Annotated in this window: 13 protein-coding genes and 2 pseudogenes; 7 read left to right on the top strand and 8 right to left on the bottom strand. The window is 42.6% G+C overall.

Translation table 11 applies throughout. The annotated features are described in order from the left end of the window. Nucleotides 1-99: 99 nt before the first annotated feature. The 3 genes and pseudogenes from treS (at nt 100) to rpmA (ending at nt 5,969) form a co-directional block, all read left to right on the top strand. Nucleotides 100-3,453, top strand: coding sequence for a maltose alpha-D-glucosyltransferase (treS, locus tag DP117_RS12360; RefSeq protein WP_169218603.1), 3,354 nt, complete (start codon nt 100-102; stop codon nt 3,451-3,453). 1,683 nt (nt 3,454-5,136) lie between these two features. Continuing rightward, nucleotides 5,137-5,538 (top strand): annotated as a pseudogene (gene rplU, locus DP117_RS12365) (50S ribosomal protein L21); the annotation flags it as partial. A gap of 146 nt (nt 5,539-5,684) precedes the next feature. Then, nucleotides 5,685-5,969 carry a 50S ribosomal protein L27 gene (gene rpmA, locus DP117_RS12370; protein ID WP_169218605.1) on the top strand — a complete coding sequence of 95 codons (285 nt, stop codon included), beginning with the start codon at nt 5,685-5,687 and terminating at the stop codon, nt 5,967-5,969. A 74-nt stretch (nt 5,970-6,043) separates the two neighbouring features. Here rpmA and DP117_RS12375 read toward each other — a convergent pair whose 3' ends face one another. After that, on the bottom strand, nt 6,044-6,469 hold the full coding sequence (locus tag DP117_RS12375; RefSeq protein WP_169218606.1) for a hypothetical protein: 426 nt from the start codon (nt 6,467-6,469) through the stop codon (nt 6,044-6,046). A 458-nt stretch (nt 6,470-6,927) separates the two neighbouring features. On the opposite strand from DP117_RS12375, the gene cruF reads away from it, so the two are divergent. Both cruF and cruG read left to right on the top strand, forming a co-directional pair. Further along, nucleotides 6,928-7,836, top strand: coding sequence for a gamma-carotene 1'-hydroxylase CruF (cruF, locus tag DP117_RS12380; RefSeq protein ID WP_169218607.1), 909 nt, complete (start codon nt 6,928-6,930; stop codon nt 7,834-7,836). Between the two features lie 31 nt (nt 7,837-7,867). Continuing rightward, a complete protein-coding gene (gene cruG / locus DP117_RS12385) occupies nt 7,868-9,067 on the top strand; it encodes a 2'-O-glycosyltransferase CruG (protein WP_169218608.1) in 1,200 nt (399 codons plus the stop codon). 48 nt (nt 9,068-9,115) lie between these two features. Here the strand turns inward: cruG and rnhA are convergent, their stop codons facing one another. The 7 genes and pseudogenes from rnhA to DP117_RS12420 all read right to left on the bottom strand — a co-directional run bounded on the left by rnhA (nt 9,116) and on the right by DP117_RS12420 (nt 15,908). Next, entirely contained in the window at nt 9,116-10,012 is an 897-nt protein-coding gene (rnhA, locus tag DP117_RS12390; protein ID WP_169218609.1) for a ribonuclease HI, read from the bottom strand. Between the two features lie 299 nt (nt 10,013-10,311). Further along, complete coding sequence (locus DP117_RS12395) at nt 10,312-11,637, bottom strand: hypothetical protein (protein ID WP_169218610.1); 1,326 nt, start codon at nt 11,635-11,637, stop codon at nt 10,312-10,314. A 277-nt stretch (nt 11,638-11,914) separates the two neighbouring features. Then, nucleotides 11,915-12,730, bottom strand: a complete 816-nt coding sequence (locus tag DP117_RS12400) for a hypothetical protein (protein ID WP_169218611.1) — start codon at nt 12,728-12,730, stop codon at nt 11,915-11,917. Nucleotides 12,731-14,297: 1,567 nt separating this feature from the next. Then, nucleotides 14,298-14,660: pseudogene (locus tag DP117_RS12405) on the bottom strand (hypothetical protein); the annotation flags it as partial. A 60-nt stretch (nt 14,661-14,720) separates the two neighbouring features. Then, nucleotides 14,721-15,089, bottom strand: a complete 369-nt coding sequence (locus DP117_RS12410; protein WP_169218612.1) for a pentapeptide repeat-containing protein — start codon at nt 15,087-15,089, stop codon at nt 14,721-14,723. A 2-nt stretch (nt 15,090-15,091) separates the two neighbouring features. After that, on the bottom strand, nt 15,092-15,391 hold the full coding sequence (locus DP117_RS12415) for a hypothetical protein (RefSeq protein WP_211176071.1): 300 nt from the start codon (nt 15,389-15,391) through the stop codon (nt 15,092-15,094). Nucleotides 15,392-15,710: 319 nt separating this feature from the next. Continuing rightward, entirely contained in the window at nt 15,711-15,908 is a 198-nt protein-coding gene (locus tag DP117_RS12420; protein WP_169218614.1) for a hypothetical protein, read from the bottom strand. A 1,335-nt stretch (nt 15,909-17,243) separates the two neighbouring features. Here DP117_RS12420 and DP117_RS12425 point away from each other — a divergent pair. Further along, nucleotides 17,244-18,479 carry a sedoheptulose 7-phosphate cyclase gene (locus DP117_RS12425; protein ID WP_169218615.1) on the top strand — a complete coding sequence of 412 codons (1,236 nt, stop codon included), beginning with the start codon at nt 17,244-17,246 and terminating at the stop codon, nt 18,477-18,479. Next, nucleotides 18,479-19,309 carry a class I SAM-dependent methyltransferase gene (locus tag DP117_RS12430; RefSeq protein WP_169218616.1) on the top strand — a complete coding sequence of 277 codons (831 nt, stop codon included), beginning with the start codon at nt 18,479-18,481 and terminating at the stop codon, nt 19,307-19,309. The genes DP117_RS12425 and DP117_RS12430 overlap by 1 nt, the downstream gene beginning before the upstream one ends. Nucleotides 19,310-19,504: the final 195 nt, after the last annotated feature.

Genomic DNA, 19,504 nt, shown 5'->3' on the forward strand with positions numbered 1-19,504 from the left:
ACACTTATGTAGCTTCACCTAACAACTTCATTCCATAAACTCACCTAACCACTGCTAACTCACTTTAATAGGTGCATACACCGAACAGTTGAAAATAAAATGACAAACTCAATGTTGAAAAATGACCCTTTATGGTTCAAGAATGCCATTATTTACGAAGTGCCTGTTCGTGCCTTTGCGGACAGCAACGGTGATGGTATTGGCGACTTTCGAGGACTCACAGAAAAACTGGATTATCTGCAAGACTTAGGTGTGACTACCGTCTGGGTGCTACCGTTTTTTCCCTCACCACTGAAAGATGATGGTTATGATATTGCAGATTATACAAGTGTTAACCCCATCTACGGGACTTTAGAAGATTTCAAAGAGTTCTTGGATGCCGCTCATCAACGGGGTCTTCGCGTCGTTATTGAGTTAATGGTCAATCATACATCTGACCAGCATTCCTGGTTTCAACGGGCACGTCGCGCTCCTAAGGGTAGCAAAGAACGAGATTTCTATGTCTGGAGTGATAGTCCAGAAAAATATCAAGAGGCGCGGATTATTTTCCAAGATTTTGAAACCTCAAACTGGTCTTGGGATCCAATTGCGAAAGCATATTACTGGCATCGCTTCTACTCCCATCAGCCAGATTTAAACTATGATAATCCCGCAGTACGGCAGGCAATATTTGATGTCCTGGATTTTTGGTTAGAAATGGGGGTAGATGCATTTCGACTAGATGCAGTGCCTTATTTGTATGAACGAGAAGGAACAAACTGCGAAAACTTACCTGAAACTCATGCTTATCTAAAGGAACTGCGATCGTACGTTGATGCAAAATACCCAAACCGAATGCTGCTAGCCGAGGCGAATCAATGGCCTGAAGATGCAGCAGAATATTATGGTAATGGGGATGAGTGTCATATGAACTTTCATTTTCCCCTCATGCCACGCTTGTTTATGGCTGTGAGGATGGAAGATAATTTCCCCATCATTGATATTCTCAACCAAACTCCTGTCATTCCTGATAATTGTCAGTGGGGATTGTTTTTGCGCAACCACGACGAACTCACATTGGAAATGGTGACAGATGAAGACCGAGACTATATGTATCGGGTTTATGCACAAGACCCAGTGATGAGACTCAATTTAGGTATTCGTCGTAGGTTAGCACCACTTTTGGGAAATGACCGTCGGCAGATAGAACTGCTTAATAGTATACTGTTGTCTTTGCCAGGAACACCTGTGCTTTATTACGGGGATGAGATTGGCATGGGGGACAACGTTTATGTAGGCGATCGCAATGGTGTTCGTACACCCATGCAGTGGAGTTCGGATCGTAACGCTGGTTTTAGTCGTGCCAACCCCCAAAAATTGTATTTACCCGTCATCGTAGAATCAGAATACCACTACGAAGCACTCAACGTTGAAGCACAACGGGCTAATCCCAATTCCCTGTGGTATTCGATGAAACGCTTGATTGCTACTAGAAAGCGTTTCCAAGCACTTGGTAGTGGTAATTTTGAATTACTTCACCCCAAGAACCGTAAAGTTCTTGCCTTCACCCGCACCTATCAAGAGGAAACAATTTTAGTAGTGGCAAATTTGTCCCGCTTTGTGCAGACAGTCGAATTAGACTTATCAGCATTTAAGGGACAAGTTCCAGTGGAAATTTTTGGTCAAACAGAGTTTCCATCTGTTGGGGATTCGTCTTACTTTCTCAGCCTTAGCCCTTATGGATTTTACTGGTTTGCTTTGTCGCCTAAACTCAGCTTAACCCAGCCGCCCATACCTGAGTCAGAGCTTACAACACTGGTTGTTAGTGGTCAATGGCATAATGTCTTTTACCAGCGGGAAATGAAAGCAACGCTGGAATCTATTTTGCGGGATTACCTGTATACCTGTAGCTGGTTCGGTGGCAAAACTCTGAGTATTCAATCTACACAAATTACAGAAACAGTCTTAATGTCCTCGCAGGATACAGAGGCTAACATAGTTTGGGTACGAGTTGAATACATCCGAGCAGATGCTGAAACTTACCTTTTGCTTTTAGCTTACGCAGAAGGTGAGCAAGCAAGCCAGATTTTAGCACAAAACCCTCAAGCTGTGGTCGCTCGCCTCGAGATTCAAGGCAGAGAAGAAGTAGGAATTTTATTCGATGCGACTGTAGACAAGAACTTTGTGAATCTACTGGTGGATGCAATTGCCCATAATCGCTCGTATAAAGGTAAAGCAGGGGAATTGATTGCTAGTGCTACTGATTTACTTCCACAATTAAGTGGAGATGATTCGTATCTTGAACCAACTCTTCTTACAGGAGAACACAAAAATACTTCTGTCATTTATGGCGATCGCCTGTTTTTGAAAATACTCCGCAAAGTTGAGGAGGGAATGCATCCGGATTTAGAACTCCGGCGCTTCCTGAGTGAGAAAAAACTCTTAAAACACTATGCCCCTGTTGCTGGGGCGCTGGAGTATCGTGGCTTAACGAACACAGGAGTTCAACCTACCCTACCCGTAACCATAGGAATACTGCAAGAATATATCCAAGATACCCGCACTGGCTGGGATTATACTCTTGATAGCTTGCAGGACTTTTTTGAACTTGTGAGGACACAGCAAGCAGACGTTACTGAGATACCCGTTCCGTCTGGTTCGTTCTTAGATTTGGTGGGAACTGAAATACCTGAATTGGCTAACCAAACCATCGGTTCTTACTTAGTCAGCGCCCAACTCTTAGGTCAGAGTACAGCAGAACTCCATACTGCCTTAGCTTGCGATCCAGTAAATCCTGATTTTGCTCCTGAACCGTTTTCATCATTTTACCAACGTTCTATTTACCAATACGCTCGCAATCTTACTGGGCAAGTTTTACTGGTACTAGGAGATAAGCTTAATAAGCTACCCTCGAATACTCAGGAACTCGCCAAGGCTGTTCTTAACCGTCACCAGGAAATTCTCGGACGTTACCAGTTAGTCCTGAACGGCAAAATCACTGCCATGCGTACTCGTTATCACGGAGACTATCATTTGGGGCGAGTGCTGTACACAGGCAAGGATTTTATTATCTTTGACTTTGAAGGTAGAGAAGGTCGGAGTTTGAGTGAACGGCGCATGAAGCGTTCTCCCCTTCGAGACGTTGCAGGAATGCTGTTATCTTTCTACTACACTGCAAATCAAGCGCTTCGCAGTGAAATCGAAACTGGAATGGTTCGCCCAGACGAATTCTCCCTAATAGAGACTTGGAGTCAATTCTGGTCTACTTGGGTCAGTGCTGTATTCTTGAATAGTTATCTAGAAACGGCTAGTCAAGATAATTTCTTGCCCAAAACAACTGCAGAACTAAAAGTGCTTTTAGATGCCTTTATTCTGGAGAAAGCGATTTCCGCATTAAGTCATGAACTTAACAATCGCCCAGACTGCGTGGAAATTCCGCTTCGACAAATTTTGCAGTTGTTGTCAGTAAATTGAGAAAATATTAGGGACTTGTTTGTCTTAGCTTCTGAAGCCCTCTGTTCGCAGAACTTCAGAGGCTTTTCTCAAACCACATAACATTCCTGGTGCGTGAACATAGAACAATGACCAATCACTGAAAAGTTTATTAAAATTCAAGATTTACGCAAACAAACTCGATTGATACACAAATCGTCTGTTTCGCAAACAAATACGAAGGAAGAAAACGGATTTGGTGTCAGATGGTGCCTAAGTCCTAACATTAAGAATAAGAATCTTTTTTGAGAGCGCAGCATGGCACGAAGTGCCGTACTTTGAATGAGCAAATGTTAGCGTAGCGTGTCGTAGGCAGCGAATTTTGAATTAATACAAGTATTGTCTCCTGTCTAGTAACTTTATTCAAAGTTTGTGGATTGTACTTAAGTACAAATTTTGATTTCACCTTGTACGTAAAGTAATATTTAGTAATGCAAATTTTTACAAAAAGTTATCCAATTTCTATGCATTTCTCAAGAAAAGGTTGCCATACTTGTGAGGGATTAAACCATTTTTACGTCAACCAGATTTTGATTTAATAAGCATCCTAGTTATGACAACCATGAAGTCCTGCGTTTCAACTTGTCGATACTGTCGGTATTATACTCCAGAGGGTCAGCGTGGTGGTACTTGCGGGTTATTAGGTGTATTGGTGAAATCTGGATGGAAAGCTTGCTCCTTATCTATCCCATCTTTTGGACCTTCTTGCAGAAGTCTGGTTAGCAGCCTTTAGAAAACTTTTGGACGAATCAATAGGTTAAATTTCTTTATTTTTACCAGAAACTACCAGATATTTAGCTTCAAGCGTCCGTCATATCTTAATAAAAGCTTTGCGTTGACTTTATCTATTATCTTATCCACCTAGGTAGGATAAGAGCATCAGGAGGTGATCTGACTTGAAAAGAGTAACGCAAACAAACAAGGCAAAGTTTGAGCGACTAAATCAAACAAAAGCCGAGTTATTTGAAGAAATGACGGTTTTGGCAACAGATTTAGCTAAGATTTGGCTAATAAGTTGTTGAGTGTTCTATTCGCCAGAGACGAAAGTTAATAACTTTCAAGGTTAAAACTCGTTTGATATCTGCTCTGTCTAACCAAGTCATTCAACACATCACTTCTGATACTACAAAAAAGGCAAAGTCTTTTAAACGACTACCAAGAGAAATGAATAACCAGAATTGGACATCGCACAAAGTGGGAACCACATCAATGCTGCTAGAAATATCATGCAGTGGGTGAGGAGTATGTGTTTTCTGGTGCTAAACAGAGACACGGCTGCTATGGCTTTATCTTATTCAGAGTTCGGGGGCTGTTTGGCGTAGCCCCAAACTTGATGAAAAACTAATACACGGCGATTGGGGACGCTGATGCCAAAATTCCATGCTTTAAGACTACATTAGGCAACAGCGAACATGTGGTAGCTGTGGGAGCGGGAGCGTCAAACTCATCGCTTTAGATAAATAACTGGGAAATTTTGTTTAAGAACGCTTTTTCATCAAAGGTTTATTCTTCGTTTCTTATTTTGACAAAAACTAAATCCTTGAGGTAAAATCAGAGATTGTGTGCTAATTCCTGCTCGGATCAGGTAAAAGCAATACAAAAGCTGGAAAACTTTTTACAAGCATACAGTCCAGCTACCTGTACGGCAACCTCAAGGACAATTTTATGACCTACGCAATTATTGAAACTGGCGGCAAGCAACTAAGAGTCGAACCTGGTTACTTTTACGATATTGAACTGCTTTCTACCCCAGCGGACGAAAAAGTGACTATAGAAAATGTACTGTTAGTGCAGCACAACGGTGAAGTCACGATCGGGCAGCCGCTGATCGCAGGAGCAAGGGTAGAAGGCACCGTGATGCGCCATTTTAGAGGTCGCAAAGTCCTGGTATATAAGATGAAACCGAAAAAGAAAACCCGAAAAAAGCGGGGTCATCGCCAGGAAACCACTAGATTATTAATTAACTCTATTAGCCTTGATGGTTCGGTGCTTGCTTCACAAGAACAGGCAATCGCCATGACTTCACAAGCGCAAGTCACTTCAGAACCAGCTCTAACTGTTGCTGAACCGACTGAAACTTCTTCAGAACCAGCTCTTAGTGCTGATGAAACTCAAGAAACTGTCGAGGTTGCTGCAACACCCGTTGCTGAAAATCCACCTGTGGAAGAAACTGATACTCAATAATAGTAGAACTAGAGACACAAGAGGAGATTATGGCTCATAAGAAAGGAACTGGTAGTACACGTAATGGTCGTGACTCCAATGCACAAAGGCTTGGTGTAAAACGCTACGGTGGACAAGTTGTCCGGGCGGGAAATATCCTAGTACGTCAGCGCGGTACGAAATTTCACCCAGGTAACAATGTTGGTATTGGTACTGATGATACTCTGTTTGCTTTAGTAGACGGCGTGGTCACATTTGAACGCAAGGGCAAAGCTCGTAAAAAAATTAGCGTCTATCCAGTCGCTGTGGTAGCCGACGAGCCAGTTGCAAGTTAATGATCACTTATCAGTTATCACTAAACAGTGAATTGATAACTGTTTAGTGATAACTGTTGACTGTGGAGTTTTCCTCAAATGAACTTACGGATAAGTACACCTAAGGCAAACCCCGCCAGAGAAAAGATAGACAACAACCAAAAGGCTTGTTCTTTACTGAAACCAGCTGCTTGAAAGTCTATCCTTGCCAAGACGACTGCAGCAACAATGAGTAAGGTATCAAGAAATAATCGGAACTTGGCTGTCATTAAAAAAAATAAGAAAGCCGCCAAAACGGTAAGACCAAAAGACTTAAGATTTGATTTGAATAAGATAAAAGAGTAGTCTGCAACCCTTGTCAAGGAAGTCGTTATACCTCCTATGAGAAACAAGATGGCAATTGCAGTCAGTAGCCACACATACCAAGTCGTGTATGTTGTCGATATTACCCAGCCAGTCGTCGTGTAAGTAATCAGTAGTAACCCTAGAGAAAAGAAAGGTAGTCTTTTCAAGATTGACATCGATGGTTCCCAGTATTAAAGACAGCCTATCATTCCACAACTATTTAAAGCATACACGTGCTGCTCCCTAGAACATGATGAATCCTTGGGACAATAAAACCTGTCAGAAGAAAGGCAATTTCTTTGATAGATAATGGCTGAAATAGCTTACACTATAAATTTATTATCATGTTTTCTACTTTCCATCAAGAGGCTGCGATGCTCTCCAAGAGAAAGCAAAGTCAGTTTGCAAAAAATCCCGCACAAAGTATTAAATATTTTCATAAACATTTGTAAACTGTTAGCAGCTAAATAGTCGTCATGAACTATGTACACTCCTAGCGTGAAAGTTTATCTTTTCTTCTGCGTTAGTGAGTCGGTGTTAGCGTAACGGGGCGTTCTTTGAGTCCGCCCCCCTTAGGGGCTAGCCCGTTCTATTTTCAAGTCAGCCGCTGATCATGTCTTGTTAAGGGATTATCATGAGACAACTTGTTATCGCTGAGCGTGTATGCCTCACTGGTCATATCTTGGCAAAGGCTTTTGGACTGATAGGTATTCTATTAGTCATACCTAATGCCGAAATGATTTTGAATTTGGGAGGAGTAGGAGAAAAAGCCATGCAGTTGAGTATGGCTGAGGGTGGTGTGGTAGATATTATTTTGGGGACAATAGCCGTCTGTATTTATGCATATCGGATATTGGGATGGCGCACTTGGCTAGGGTTTATGCTACCAGCAATGTCGATATCGGTTGGTAGCGAATTACTAGGAACGAGCACTGGATTTCCTTTTGGATACTACAGTTACTTGAGTGGCTTGGGATATAAAATTGCCGGGCTTGTTCCATTTACAATTCCGTTATCTTGGTTCTATGTGGGCTTGTCTTCTTACCTGATAGCTCGTACTGGTCTGAGGGTAGCTCAAAATCCAAGTTTACTCCGCCAAGTGGGTGCTGTTGTTTTAGGTGCTTTGCTTTTCACTTGCTGGGACTTTGCGTTAGAACCAGCAATGAGTCAAACATCTTTCCCCTTTTGGTATTGGGAAAACCCAGGAGCGTTTTTTGGAACACCTTATCAAAATTATGCCGGTTGGTTTGGTACTAGCGCTCTGTTTATGACTGTAGCAGGACTGGTGTGGAGAAACACGCCGATTAAATTGGAGCGATCGCAACTGTGTGTACCGTTAGTCGTTTATTTAAGCAATTTTGCTTTCGCGGCTGGACTTAGTTTAGCTGCTGGATATGCTATTCCTGTCTCACTGGGGTTTGCGCTAGGGGTTGTTCCTGCGATCGCTCTTTGGTGGAACTCAAAAGACGTATCTGCTAATATTACAGTTGCACCAACAACGACTGAAGTTTCTGTAGCAAGCGTCAAGGTTGCCGTCAAGTAAAACTTTGATTTCCATCGCTAGGTATTTTGCTGTGCTAGACACGTGGGCGATCGCAAGTGCTATTTCACTGTTATTACTGCTCATCCAATTAAGCGCAACAGCCATTTTGCTGTCGCGCCTCTTAAAAGGACCAAGTCGCCATCCTCCCATTGAACCCCAAAATCCCACGCCGGAACTTTTGGGGAGTGTCAGCATTGTCATTCCTACTTTAAACGAGGCTCTTCGTATTAGTCCTCTGCTAAATGGGTTAAGTCAGCAAAGCTATGAAGTCCGAGAAATTCTTGTTGTAGATAGTAAGTCTGGTGATGGCACACCTGACCTGATAAAAACGGTACAACACAAAGACCCTCGCTTTCGCCTGATGACGGATGATCCTTTACCAACTGGTTGGGTGGGGCGTCCTTGGGCATTGCATTACGGCTTTTTGCAAACCTCACAGGCGAGTCAGTGGTTTTTGGGTATGGATGCTGATACACAACCGTCACCTGGTTTGGTTGCTGGTTTGGTGAAGACAGCAGAAGCCGAAGGCTATGACTTGGTTTCTCTCTCACCCCAGTTCATTCTCAAATATCCAGGAGAGTGCTGGCTACAACCAGCGTTGTTGATGACTTTGCTTTACCGATTTAACCCTGCTGGTGTCAATACTGAGAATTCAGAACGGGTGATGGCAAATGGACAATGCTATTTGTGCCGTCGTTCTGTTCTAGCAAATCTGGGTGGATATACGAGTGCAAATAGTTCTTTTTGTGACGATGTAACATTGGCACGGAACATAGCTGCCTCTGGCTTTAAGGTTGGCTTTTTAGATGGGGCAAAAGTGCTTAAGGTACGGATGTATGAGGGAGCAATGGAAACTTGGGAACAATGGGGGCGAAGTCTTGACTTGAAAGATGCTTCCTCCCGCACTCAACTTTGGGGAGATTTATGGTTCCTCACAGCAGTTCAAGGTCTACCCCTTATAGTTGTCCTCTCCTACCTTTTGTTTTCTCCCCCTCTCCCCCTCTCCCTCTCTCCCCTTCTCCTCCTGCTGGCGCTAAATGTCTTTCTACTAGTCATTCGCTTTGCCATGCTTTTTGCGATCGCACCTTCCTATGACCGTACTCAAGCAAGAGGCGGTTGGTTGTTTTGGCTTTCGCCTTTTGCTGATCCAATAGCAGTCCTGCGGATTTTTCTATCTGCATTGCGCACCCCTAGAGAGTGGCGAGGGCGGAAGTACAGCACTGAGTTATGAACGAGACTAGAACCCTATAATGTACCCAAAGGATGCAGCGTAGGGACTTCACGACTCACTTTCACTCTCTACTTTATCGCCCCGTTCCAATTCCCAGAGAATTTGATTGCCTTCACGCCGTACTCGTGATACAATCCAGTTCCGCCAGCGCCACTCATCTCCACGACTGGTAACAGCACTGGCGTGAACATCCATCAAATCTGCCAGTTCAGAACTTGTAATGAGGTAACCTTTTTCAGCAATTTCCTCAGCAATGCGGAGGGTTTCGACTAAGTTGCGGAGTTGCGTTACCCTGATTTCTCGGGGTAATTCCTCACTTACGGAGGTCGCGGAGTGGGTTTGTGGTTCCATATGAGTTATATCCGTTGCAAGAGTACTGATTTCGTGCTTCTGTTTGTTAATTATTGTAGAGTTTGTTTCTAGATCAGATGCTCTTGATATAGTAACGCTGTTTTTTGGCTCGAAAAAGAAGTCTTGTTGTTGCAGGGATATGGTTTTGCCATTAGCAAAAGCGCGGGCGATCGCATCACAGCGTTCATTACCAACATTACCTGCATGACCCCGAACGTACTCCCATCTGACCTGTGGGCTATTGAGGTCGTCTAAGACTTCCAACAGGTCTTGGTTAAGAACGGGGCTTCCGTCAGCTTTTTTCCAACCTCGTTTTTTCCACCCTTTCATCCATTTTGTCACAGAGTTGATCAGGTATTCGCTATCGGTGTGAAGAGTGATAGGTTCGGTTTGGGCTGAATCTTTGAGAAATTGAAGGGCGGCGATCGCAGCTTGCATTTCCATTTTGTTGTTGGTGGTTCTGGGGGATACACCGCCCATTTCATGAATCGAACCATCATTAAAATAGACGACAACACCCCAACCGCCAGGACCAGGATTGCCTGTGCAAGCGCCATCAGTGTATATACTTTTGATTCTGGAAACTGAAGACATACTTAAAAATATAAAATCGCTAAAACGAGGACAAAATAACGATAACCGTTACATATCACAACATAATCAATAACGCCTTTTTCAACTTAACTGAACTCTTGATTTAGCTAACATTACGTTAACTACTTCCTGCACCTCTAAGCTCTATGCCTGGGGTACGGCTGGCTAACAAGAGCAAGCTGCTTTGTGAATCCCTTGAAGTGATTCACAAAGCAGGGGGACGCGAACGCTTCCGGTGTGCGCTTTGCGCTTACGGGGACGTTATTTTCACCCCGTGCATGACTCAAAGTCTGATTTTATCAGTTTAGAATGCTCGCGCAAACTTCATCAAATCTACCTGTATCGGTACGCCGCTGTCCATGACCAAGCACCCACAATACAATTACCAACAACACAAGAGCTGATACTGATGTTGGCTCTGGTACTTTCTTCACTTCCTGTCCAGGCGGAGTGCTCACAACAGGAGTGGGTGGTACTTCAGTGATTTGGTTATCACCAGGAGAACCACCGCCAGAAGGAGGAACAGAATCGCCAGAGGAAGGCGGAGGAGTCACTGAGGGTGTACTCGTTGGTGTACCTGATCCTTGAGCTGAAGAACTATCTCCACCACCAAGGGTAAGAAGCAGTAGGAGTAAGGCCAAAGCGCCGCCAGCAAGCCAGATTGTAGGAAAAGAGTCCTTCTGGGAGCCACGTTCCAACACAACATCTTGTGTTGGAAACACAACATCTTCTGCAAGATTAGAGGGAATATCAATACTTGTTGCGTCTGGTTCTAAAGCTACTGGAGTTTCCCACAAAACAACATCTCCAGCCAGAGTTTCCGCAATCAGAGAATCACCTGAAGGAATGCCAAGATTTGGGCGTCCGAACTCTGCTGCTTCTGGTGAATATGGCATGGAGAGGTCTTTGAGAATTGTGTCTTTGAGAGACTCTTCATTCCCAGAACTCAAAACACGCATTGAATTCGAGAGTTTGTCCGAGTAAAACTTGGTTAACTCTGGCGCTAAACCCAAAGATGAAATCTGCTGCTGAGCATTAGGAATTTTTGCCACCTCCTCAAGCAACAGACGCCCATAAGAGTATTTCAAATCCAGTAAGCCGTGACGTGGGTCGAGTGAATTTTTACTTCCTTCAGGTGCCCAGTAAAAGTTTTGAGTCACCTGTCCCAAACCTGCTTGTGGAGTCTGGCTGACTGAAGTGCCAAGAAGATAGTGATAGCCATCCACAATATTGAGGTTATTGTCTTGCCAGAATGAAGCGTAGGGTATTTGAGTTAGATTGGGGTTGTTTCCGTAAAGAGAAGCAAAATTCCGGTAATTTTCTTCTCCTCCAGCTGCTTGCATCAGCAACTGCTCATAGCTTGGTCCACCATTTGACTCAACTAATTTCTGGAAGACTGCGCCTGCTTTGTTACAAGCGGCACCAAATCCCACACTACATCCAGCAATACCTCGCATTTGACTTAAAGAACGCCCTGATAGCTGGTACTGGAGATAGTTTTGCTCTAGTCCTGGTTGGATACCATAGCGCCCAAGCGTAAGCTGAGCAGAAGCAGATTGAGATGTTGTGACTACTGCTCCAAAGGATGATAGTGCAATGACAATTCTTTTAGTTGTTGACTTCAAGGAATTTACCTCCACGAAACAAAAGTATGGGGGCATGGCAATTATGAAGTATGGAGTGTCAGAGACAATAAAATTCAAAAAATTTTTCATTTTTGATTTTTGAATTTTAAATTTCTCTACACCCCTACTACTCTGTCAACTTTGACTTGACGAGTTTAGGTGGGACAAAGCAAGACAAGACTTGGTAAGACTTGAGGGACAAGGAAAAATAAATGATTCAAAATCTACCCCTCAAGTCACCTTGATGCTCTACTACCCTGCCTATGAAAGATTCAGCTTAAGAAGCTGGGGAAGAACCTAAATTCTGAGGAGAGTTGATATTAATCGTGATTGCTGTACCCTGAAGTTCTCCTCCTGTGACAGTATTGTATATAATAAATCCTTGATTTGGTTGGTCAAAAAGATACCCACGCGTTGAGGCTGGAATTTTCCCTTGTTTCACTAAAGTTATAAAAGATTCAAAATACCTACGTACACTCTGACGGTTCCCCTGATTTGTCTTGGTATGCTTCTCAACAAGCAGCATGAATAAGTCCAGAGTACGAGTTTCTTGTCCCTCAATTAGACTGCCGTTACTTAAGAAAGAACTTGCTATGAGCCTTTTATTGACTTGTTGAACTTTAAAGAGCGTGTAATAAAGCTGCTGTTTCTGGCTATCTCTCACATAACACACCCAAGAACCGTCTGGCTTTTGTGTAAAACCTTGCTGTAGGAGGTAGGAAAGCGGAGAAGGACTTTGCCCATCTGTTGGTGGAGGTAACAAATTATCTACTGCATCAAAAGAGCAAAGCTTCTGCATTGCAGAAGGCTGAGGAGCATTTGGAGTTTTCTGTATTGTTCCAGGCGGAGGAGCAGTTGGAGTTTTCTGTATTGTTCCAGGCTGGGGAGCAGTTGGAGTTTTTTGTATTGTTCCAGGCTGGGGAGCAGTTGGAGTTTTTTGTATTGTTCCAGGCTGAGGAGCAGTTGGAGTTTTTTGTATTGTTCCAGGCTGGGGAGTCGTTTGAATCTCCTGCGCTACTGCAAAGTAAGACACAGCAGCATACGTAGATACCGAAATAGCGAATGCATTAAGCAAACGAACAATGATATTCATAACAGTGTTGGCAAGTGATTAACAACAGATGCTGTTGGCAAAGGTAAGAAACACCCGTATTCAATAGGATCAGCAATCAAGGAGTTTCAGTAGTGGAACATCAATGTAGGCTAAGCTCAAAACTTTTATAAACAAGGTGTTCTAGAAACTAACAATGTCTGCCAATTTTTCAGCCAAGTGTAAATAAAGTTACACTGTTTGAATCAAAGTTCTAGGCTGTTGAAAAGAGAATCACTTAATTTTGTTTTAGGAAAAGTGCTCTAGGCAAAAGTTTCCCTGGTACGTATATTCTTTTTTTATAGCTACTTAAATCTCGATGAGAAATGGTGATATACATTAATAGAGCCATGCAGATACTATCCTTCATGAAGATATGTGGAAGGTACTACCTTGGGTAAAGTCGTACTCTAGCGAGGTCATTTTAGATACTAATGTTGTTAAATGTTGATTTGTTAACGGTTGCACATAAATATGAGCTATTGAAGGCTTCCACCCCCTCAATTTCTTGTGATGTCATTAACTAGGAACACAAACAAAAAAATTTATACCAAGATTGATGCACCGTTGTTAAAAATTTTAAAAAAGCTAGAGTTGTTATATTGTCCAATCGCTAGTTACAAAAGTCAATCATTAAAGTACTGTTGTTTACTTATTGTTGCAAGAATTATTTGTACCTATACAAATTTACAATCAGGCGACTCAAGGCGAGTAGGTTTTATGATACTATTTTCAGGTTATGGACTTAATAAGTGTAGCTAATTTCTAAAGTTCATATCTGAGTATGAAAAAGCACAACATGACAACACTTCAATGATAGATTTTATGGACACATTTTATGACGATAGTATAAAAGAAAGTTAATATGATGACCGGTAGAATACTTATAATCGTGGCTCGTAGTAGCGCTCTTTGTCCTGAAATATAAGCTTTTGCGCAAGAATCGCTATTATGAAGGTGGTTTTTATAACTGACATAAAGTCCGATTAATCACTTATAAAAAATATGTCTGTTATACTGGAGCGCGTTGCGTGCCTGTAGGGCATACGGAACCCTTCGCTATTGCTTGAGGGCAGGCATTGTGTAGCACAGACGCGTAGCGGTGAAACAGCGCTGCACACAGAAGTGCCTTGCGGAGCCAGCGCTGTGCCAAATAGTTGTTTGAGCAGAGGTTTTCTCCGTAAGCGATCATAGCTCCTCAAAGGAGCGAGGTTCAAAGCACATGCCCTACAGGCACTCGCAAGGGACGGATATTCCTCCGTTGAGGAGTCAGTGTAACCTTGGGGGATTCCCCTGTTGTAGCACAAATGCGTGCGGCTGGCGTCGGGTTAAGCAGGTTATTGATAATAATATTACTTTATTAGACATCTCCAAAAACGAATTTCAAACTCTTGTGCTGTCTAGATTAATGTTTAATTTCAAACAGAGGTCTATTGTATTGATATCATCGCAGAGATCGCAAGTGCTCTGATTCATCTTGGAAACGGATGAATCTTTGGCAAAATGCGTAACCTTTCCTGGATAGTGCTGGTTCAGTAAATAATTGATTACTAGAATTAATCACTGATTTAGTCAGTGAAACCTTTTTTTGTATACGAGTTTGTAAATCTGCTATCAACGTATTCCCGCTGCGTTGGGCTTCCCAAGAACCAGAGTCCCAAAGTTTTATACTCCACTGTCCTTGCATATAATCTTCTTTGTCAGAGATTGTGCCAAGGTAGGTAATTGGATCTGGTGAAGTCGTGAAGTAGCGCTTAATAAAATTGATACGACGTCCAACTACCTCACCCGTAAGCTGGGCTTCCCCTAAATCGCTGTCATCCAGCATCCTACCAGTTAATGTATGACCACTTTGAATCAAAGTCACTTCAAAACGGGTAGGAATTCCTTGTTGCCAGTAAGTTCCAAGCCAAGTACTACTTACATCAGCCATCAGATTTTTTCGCCACTTATTTTTGTTATGCTGAAACTACATATCATAAATATTTATTAGTCAAAGCTTCCGCATATTTCTACTGATGGGGTCAAAACCTCGAGAAAAGCGGGTACTGTCGTCGTAGCAAGCCCCAGTCAAATTTGCTCCGTAGAGTTTAGCAAAATTTAGCTTAGCTCCCCTTAAATTCGCTTCATGCAAGTTGGCACCGCTTAGGTTTGCTCGCGTCAAGTTGGCTTCGGCTAAGTTAGCTCCTCCAAGGTTAGCCCCCCAGAGTTTAGCTTTAGCAAGATTTGCTCCGCTTAAATCTGCCGCAAATAAATTAACCCCAGCTAGCAAGGCTCCTATTAACTTGGCTTTACCAAGGTTCGCTGCTGGAAAATCTCTCTCTCCTGCAATATAACGCCGCTTCAGTTCATTTGCATCCATGCTTAGTTTACCTTGCTCAGCAAACTAGAAGCTATTTGCTCCCATTCTTGATCTAATCCTACTTTTAACTCTGGCTGACCGCTACGTTTGTACCAGTAACGAGCATTACTTAAATCACCCTCTTTGCGATGTAGGTAAGCGTGAACCCAAGCGCTATCAGCATCACTAGCATCTTGTACTATTTCGTGTGCAGTATTCCAGTCACATTCTTTATCATACCAAAGAGCTTGCAATGCTCTTGGCAATGACTCAGGACATTTTGGACTTTTTTCTATCAATTGCTTGAATTCTAATAAAGTCATCATCTTCACTTAGAAAATATTAAGGCTCTATTTCTAGGATACAAATGGGTTCTGATTTGCGGGAAATAAATCCTTATAGTCGTGACAGTAAATTTATGGTCAAAATTCCTTTAGGATGATCAGCAACTGCGGATGCATACACAAACACAGATAAAGAATCTGTGTTTGTGTGTGGTTTTGTGTTCAAAAAATCGACTTAGCTAGCAAACTCTAGTTCAGACAAAGCTTTTGTTGTAGACATTCTCCAGAGGAGAGAGGAATAAGACAAGTCGTCTTGGCATGAGTGAGCAATAATACTTAGCTTTTTCCTCACAACTTTTTAGACTTGAGTCACATCTTCTTGATTTAATTGCTGCTCAACATTACTGATAGCAGCGTTGAGACCGGCAAGTCTAGTGTCTAAATCATCTCGCATTGTTTTGAGGAATCTTAGCTTACGCTCTAAGCGAGTTCTTCTAGACACGGGTTCGCTACCGTAACAGTTGTTATCCCAAAAAGGAAAAGGAAATGGAAACATAGTTTGCTTTTTTAGAAATGACATTACTTAAATTGTGGCTAAATCCTAGGCGAGATCATGGATAAGAAAGTGGGTGGATAACCGTCCTATTTTGTAGTGTTGAGTGTTGAGATGTAAAAGTTTGGTACAAGATAACAGAAATAACTAAAAAGTTAAGAACGGGTTAAATACCTGATTCTGTAAGTATTTTTCTTTTTTGACTGGAGCTTTGGAGTAGGCAGAGGGAAGGCTGCTAACGAGGTCTTACACGTAAAAAAATGGGCGGGGGTCTAACACGAAAAATTTGGGCAACACGCCACATGCTACAAGTCGGCCGCCGCCGCCCAACGCAGTGGCTCCTTTGTTTGATTGATCGGTGGGGTAAGACGAGTACTCGTAGTAATAAGGTTGCCCCGACTTTGGGGGACAATGCGTCGGCAGGCGTGTTCTCGCCGACGCAAAGTCAGCGGCACGTTTCGGGTAAGAAGCTTCTTACCCGAAAGCTGCCGCCCCTAGAAATTGAGCCAGCCCGCCCATTTTTTAGGGGACAAATGCGTGACTCCTGACGAATGATTCTTGCAAATAAGGTGTTTTGTATAGCTTTGAGTAGAGTTGGGTGAGTTATGTCGTTGCATATAATTAACAGCTTGTCTACTGAGTTTATGGAATTATTGCTGTTACTAAAAGTACCATCAACTTCCCGTTGCAGTACTTGTTCATATCCCCTTACTAAGCAGAGCTATTTTATTTCATTCTTTAGATAGAAGCTTTACTAACTGAAGCATTATAAAAAGTAATTGTACCAAGTATGATAAACAGCTTGTTGTTCTGTAGTGGCAAGCAAAAACTACCAAGTTTAGAAGTGAAAGCCAGCCTCCAGTGATAGCTTGTCGTACTATACTTTTCAAACATTTTGACTTTTCATTGGCAAAATTTAGTCAGCATTCCAGACTCAAACTCCGAGAGGAAGCAGAAAAGATAAAAAAAGTTAATTTTTTTTATTGAAATGTGATAATTTGAAAATATAGGTCAAATGCAGTGATCATTCGATAGCTATTAACCCTACGGAGCATTAGGATTTTTCTGCAAAAAGTGGAATTTTAACCTAATGCTAGCAACTTTGGCTCAAAAGTGAGCTAATCAAATTCAAAATCATTACCGAAGTATGCTTAAAACCTTTTTATACGGGAGGGGAATTTTTGTATTTATTAACTTATTCGCCTCCTGTTACCTTGTTGTTTGGGCTGTTTGCTCATAGGCAAGAGTCTTGTTTTTGAGCGTACTGACGTATCTACTGTATTGGAAATACTTCCCTAATTTTAGGGGAGGAATACTCTCAACATTAGGTCAAAAAAAATGAGCACTGTTCAAGCAAAGTTTGAAGTCACTGAAACCGCTTTTCATGTAGAGGCTTACGAAAAGATTGAGTACAGCCTAATCTATGTTGATGAGGTTTTTGCAATCAAGAATCCACAACTGGCAGAAGTCTATAAAAATTTTGGACGCTGTTTAGTTGTTGTAGATGCCAATGTGAACAAAATTTACGGCAGTCAAATCCAGCAGTATTTCAAGTATTACGACATTGACCTGACGGTTTTTCCGATCACTATCAGTGAGCCAAACAAGACGATTGAGTCTTTCGAGAAGATTATCGATGCTGTGGCTGAATTTAAGCTGGTTCGCAAGGAACCAGTGCTAGTAGTTGGTGGTGGACTCATTACAGATGTTGCAGGTTTTGCCTGTTCTGCTTACCAGCGCAGTAGCAACTACATTCGTATTCCTACCACTCTGATTGGTTTAATTGATGCGAGTGTTGCTATCAAAGTAGCAGTGAACCACAAGAAGCTAAAAAATCGCCTTGGTGCTTATCATGCTTCGCAAAAAGTTTTCCTCGATTTCTCGTTTTTGGGTACTTTGCCAACAGCGCAAGTCCGTAATGGAATGGCAGAACTCGTGAAAATTGCAGTGGTTAACAATAAAGAGGTTTTTGATTTGTTGGATAAGTATGGGCAAGAACTGCTTTCCACACACTTTGGCAACATTAACGCAACACCAGAAATCAAAGAAGTGGCGCGTCGGGTCACTTATGAGTCTATAAAAAGCATGTTGGAGTTGGAAGTTCCCAACCTACACGAGTTAGACCTAGACCGCGTTATTGCCTTTGGTCATACTTGGAGTCCAACTCTAGAACTTGCACCCCGCGTGCCTATTTTCCACGGTCATGCAGTTAACATCGACATGGCTTTTTCTGTCACGCTTGCAGCACGACGAGGCTATATTACGAAAGAAGAACGCGATCGCATTCTCAGTCTCATGAGCCGTCTCGGTCTTGCTCTGGATCATCCTCTCTTAGACGAAGAACTTGCATGGCGTGCTACCCAATCCATTACCTGCACACGAGGCGGTCTGCTACGAGCTGCTATGCCCAGACCAATTGGCAATTGCTTCTTTATGAATGATTTAACTCGTGAGGAACTAGCTGCAGCATTATCAGAACATAAACATCTGTGCGCAACCTATCCTCGTGGTGGGGATGGCGTAGAACTCTACCCAGATGCTTACAACCCAGAACTTGTCGGGAGTGAAGCTTAATGTCTCAAGTTGTCGAAAAGCCAAGTGCAAGACCTGTTACACCATTGGGGATTTTAGCTCAGCAGCTAGAAACCATTTTGCAGACATTCAATCATCAAACAGCTGATGAGCTATTTGCTAATCTCAACCAAGCATGGCTTTTGGCAGCAGGTTTAGACCCTTACTTAGAAGAATGTACTACCCGTGAATCACCAGCCTTAGCAGCGCTAGCTCAAAAAACTGCTCAGGAAGCTTGGAATCAAAGGTTCCATGAGAAAGCTACCGTGCGAGAGTTAGAGCAGGAAATGCTTTCTGGACATGTGGAAGGACAAACTCTCAAGATGTTTATCCATATGATCAAAGCTAAGAAAGTGCTGGAAGTTGGTATGTTCACTGGCTATTCTGCACTTGCAATGGCGGAAGCTTTACCGTCTGATGGAGAACTCGTCGCCTGTGAAATTGATCCTTACACCGCAGAGTTTGCGCAAGCTGCTTTCCGGGAATCTCCCCACGGTGCAAAAATTCGTGTGGAAGTGGGTGCAGCACTGAAAACTTTGCAGAAACTGGCAGATGCGAGGGAGTCATTTGATTTTGTGTTCATAGACGCGGATAAACGGGAGTATGTCAAGTACTTCCAAATCCTACTGGAGAAAGATTTGCTCGTTCCTGGAGGGTTTATTTGTGTAGACAATACTCTACTTCAAGGACAAGTTTATCTTCCTGAAGCAAATCGCACTCCTAACGGCGAGGCTATTGCTGAGTTTAATCACGTTGTCGCCGCCGATTCACGTGTAGAACAAGTATTGTTGCCACTGCGAGATGGCTTAACCATTATCCGACGATTACCATAGTTGTCATACATTGAGTCTGCACGTTTATTTGTGCTAAGAGAACTCAGAATTCAGAATGATTGAAAACAGCACTCACACACTTCCTCTTTTTTAAATTCATAACTCTCTAAGTTCTGAGTTCTTCAATCACTCATGTCTGTCAACCCCTTCTCTTTTGCAGATGCGTAGCTTCTGCTTACTAGGCATTTTGCGCTT

Source organism: Brasilonema sp. UFV-L1, assembly GCF_012912105.1.
GTDB lineage: Bacteria > Cyanobacteriota > Cyanobacteriia > Cyanobacteriales > Nostocaceae > Brasilonema.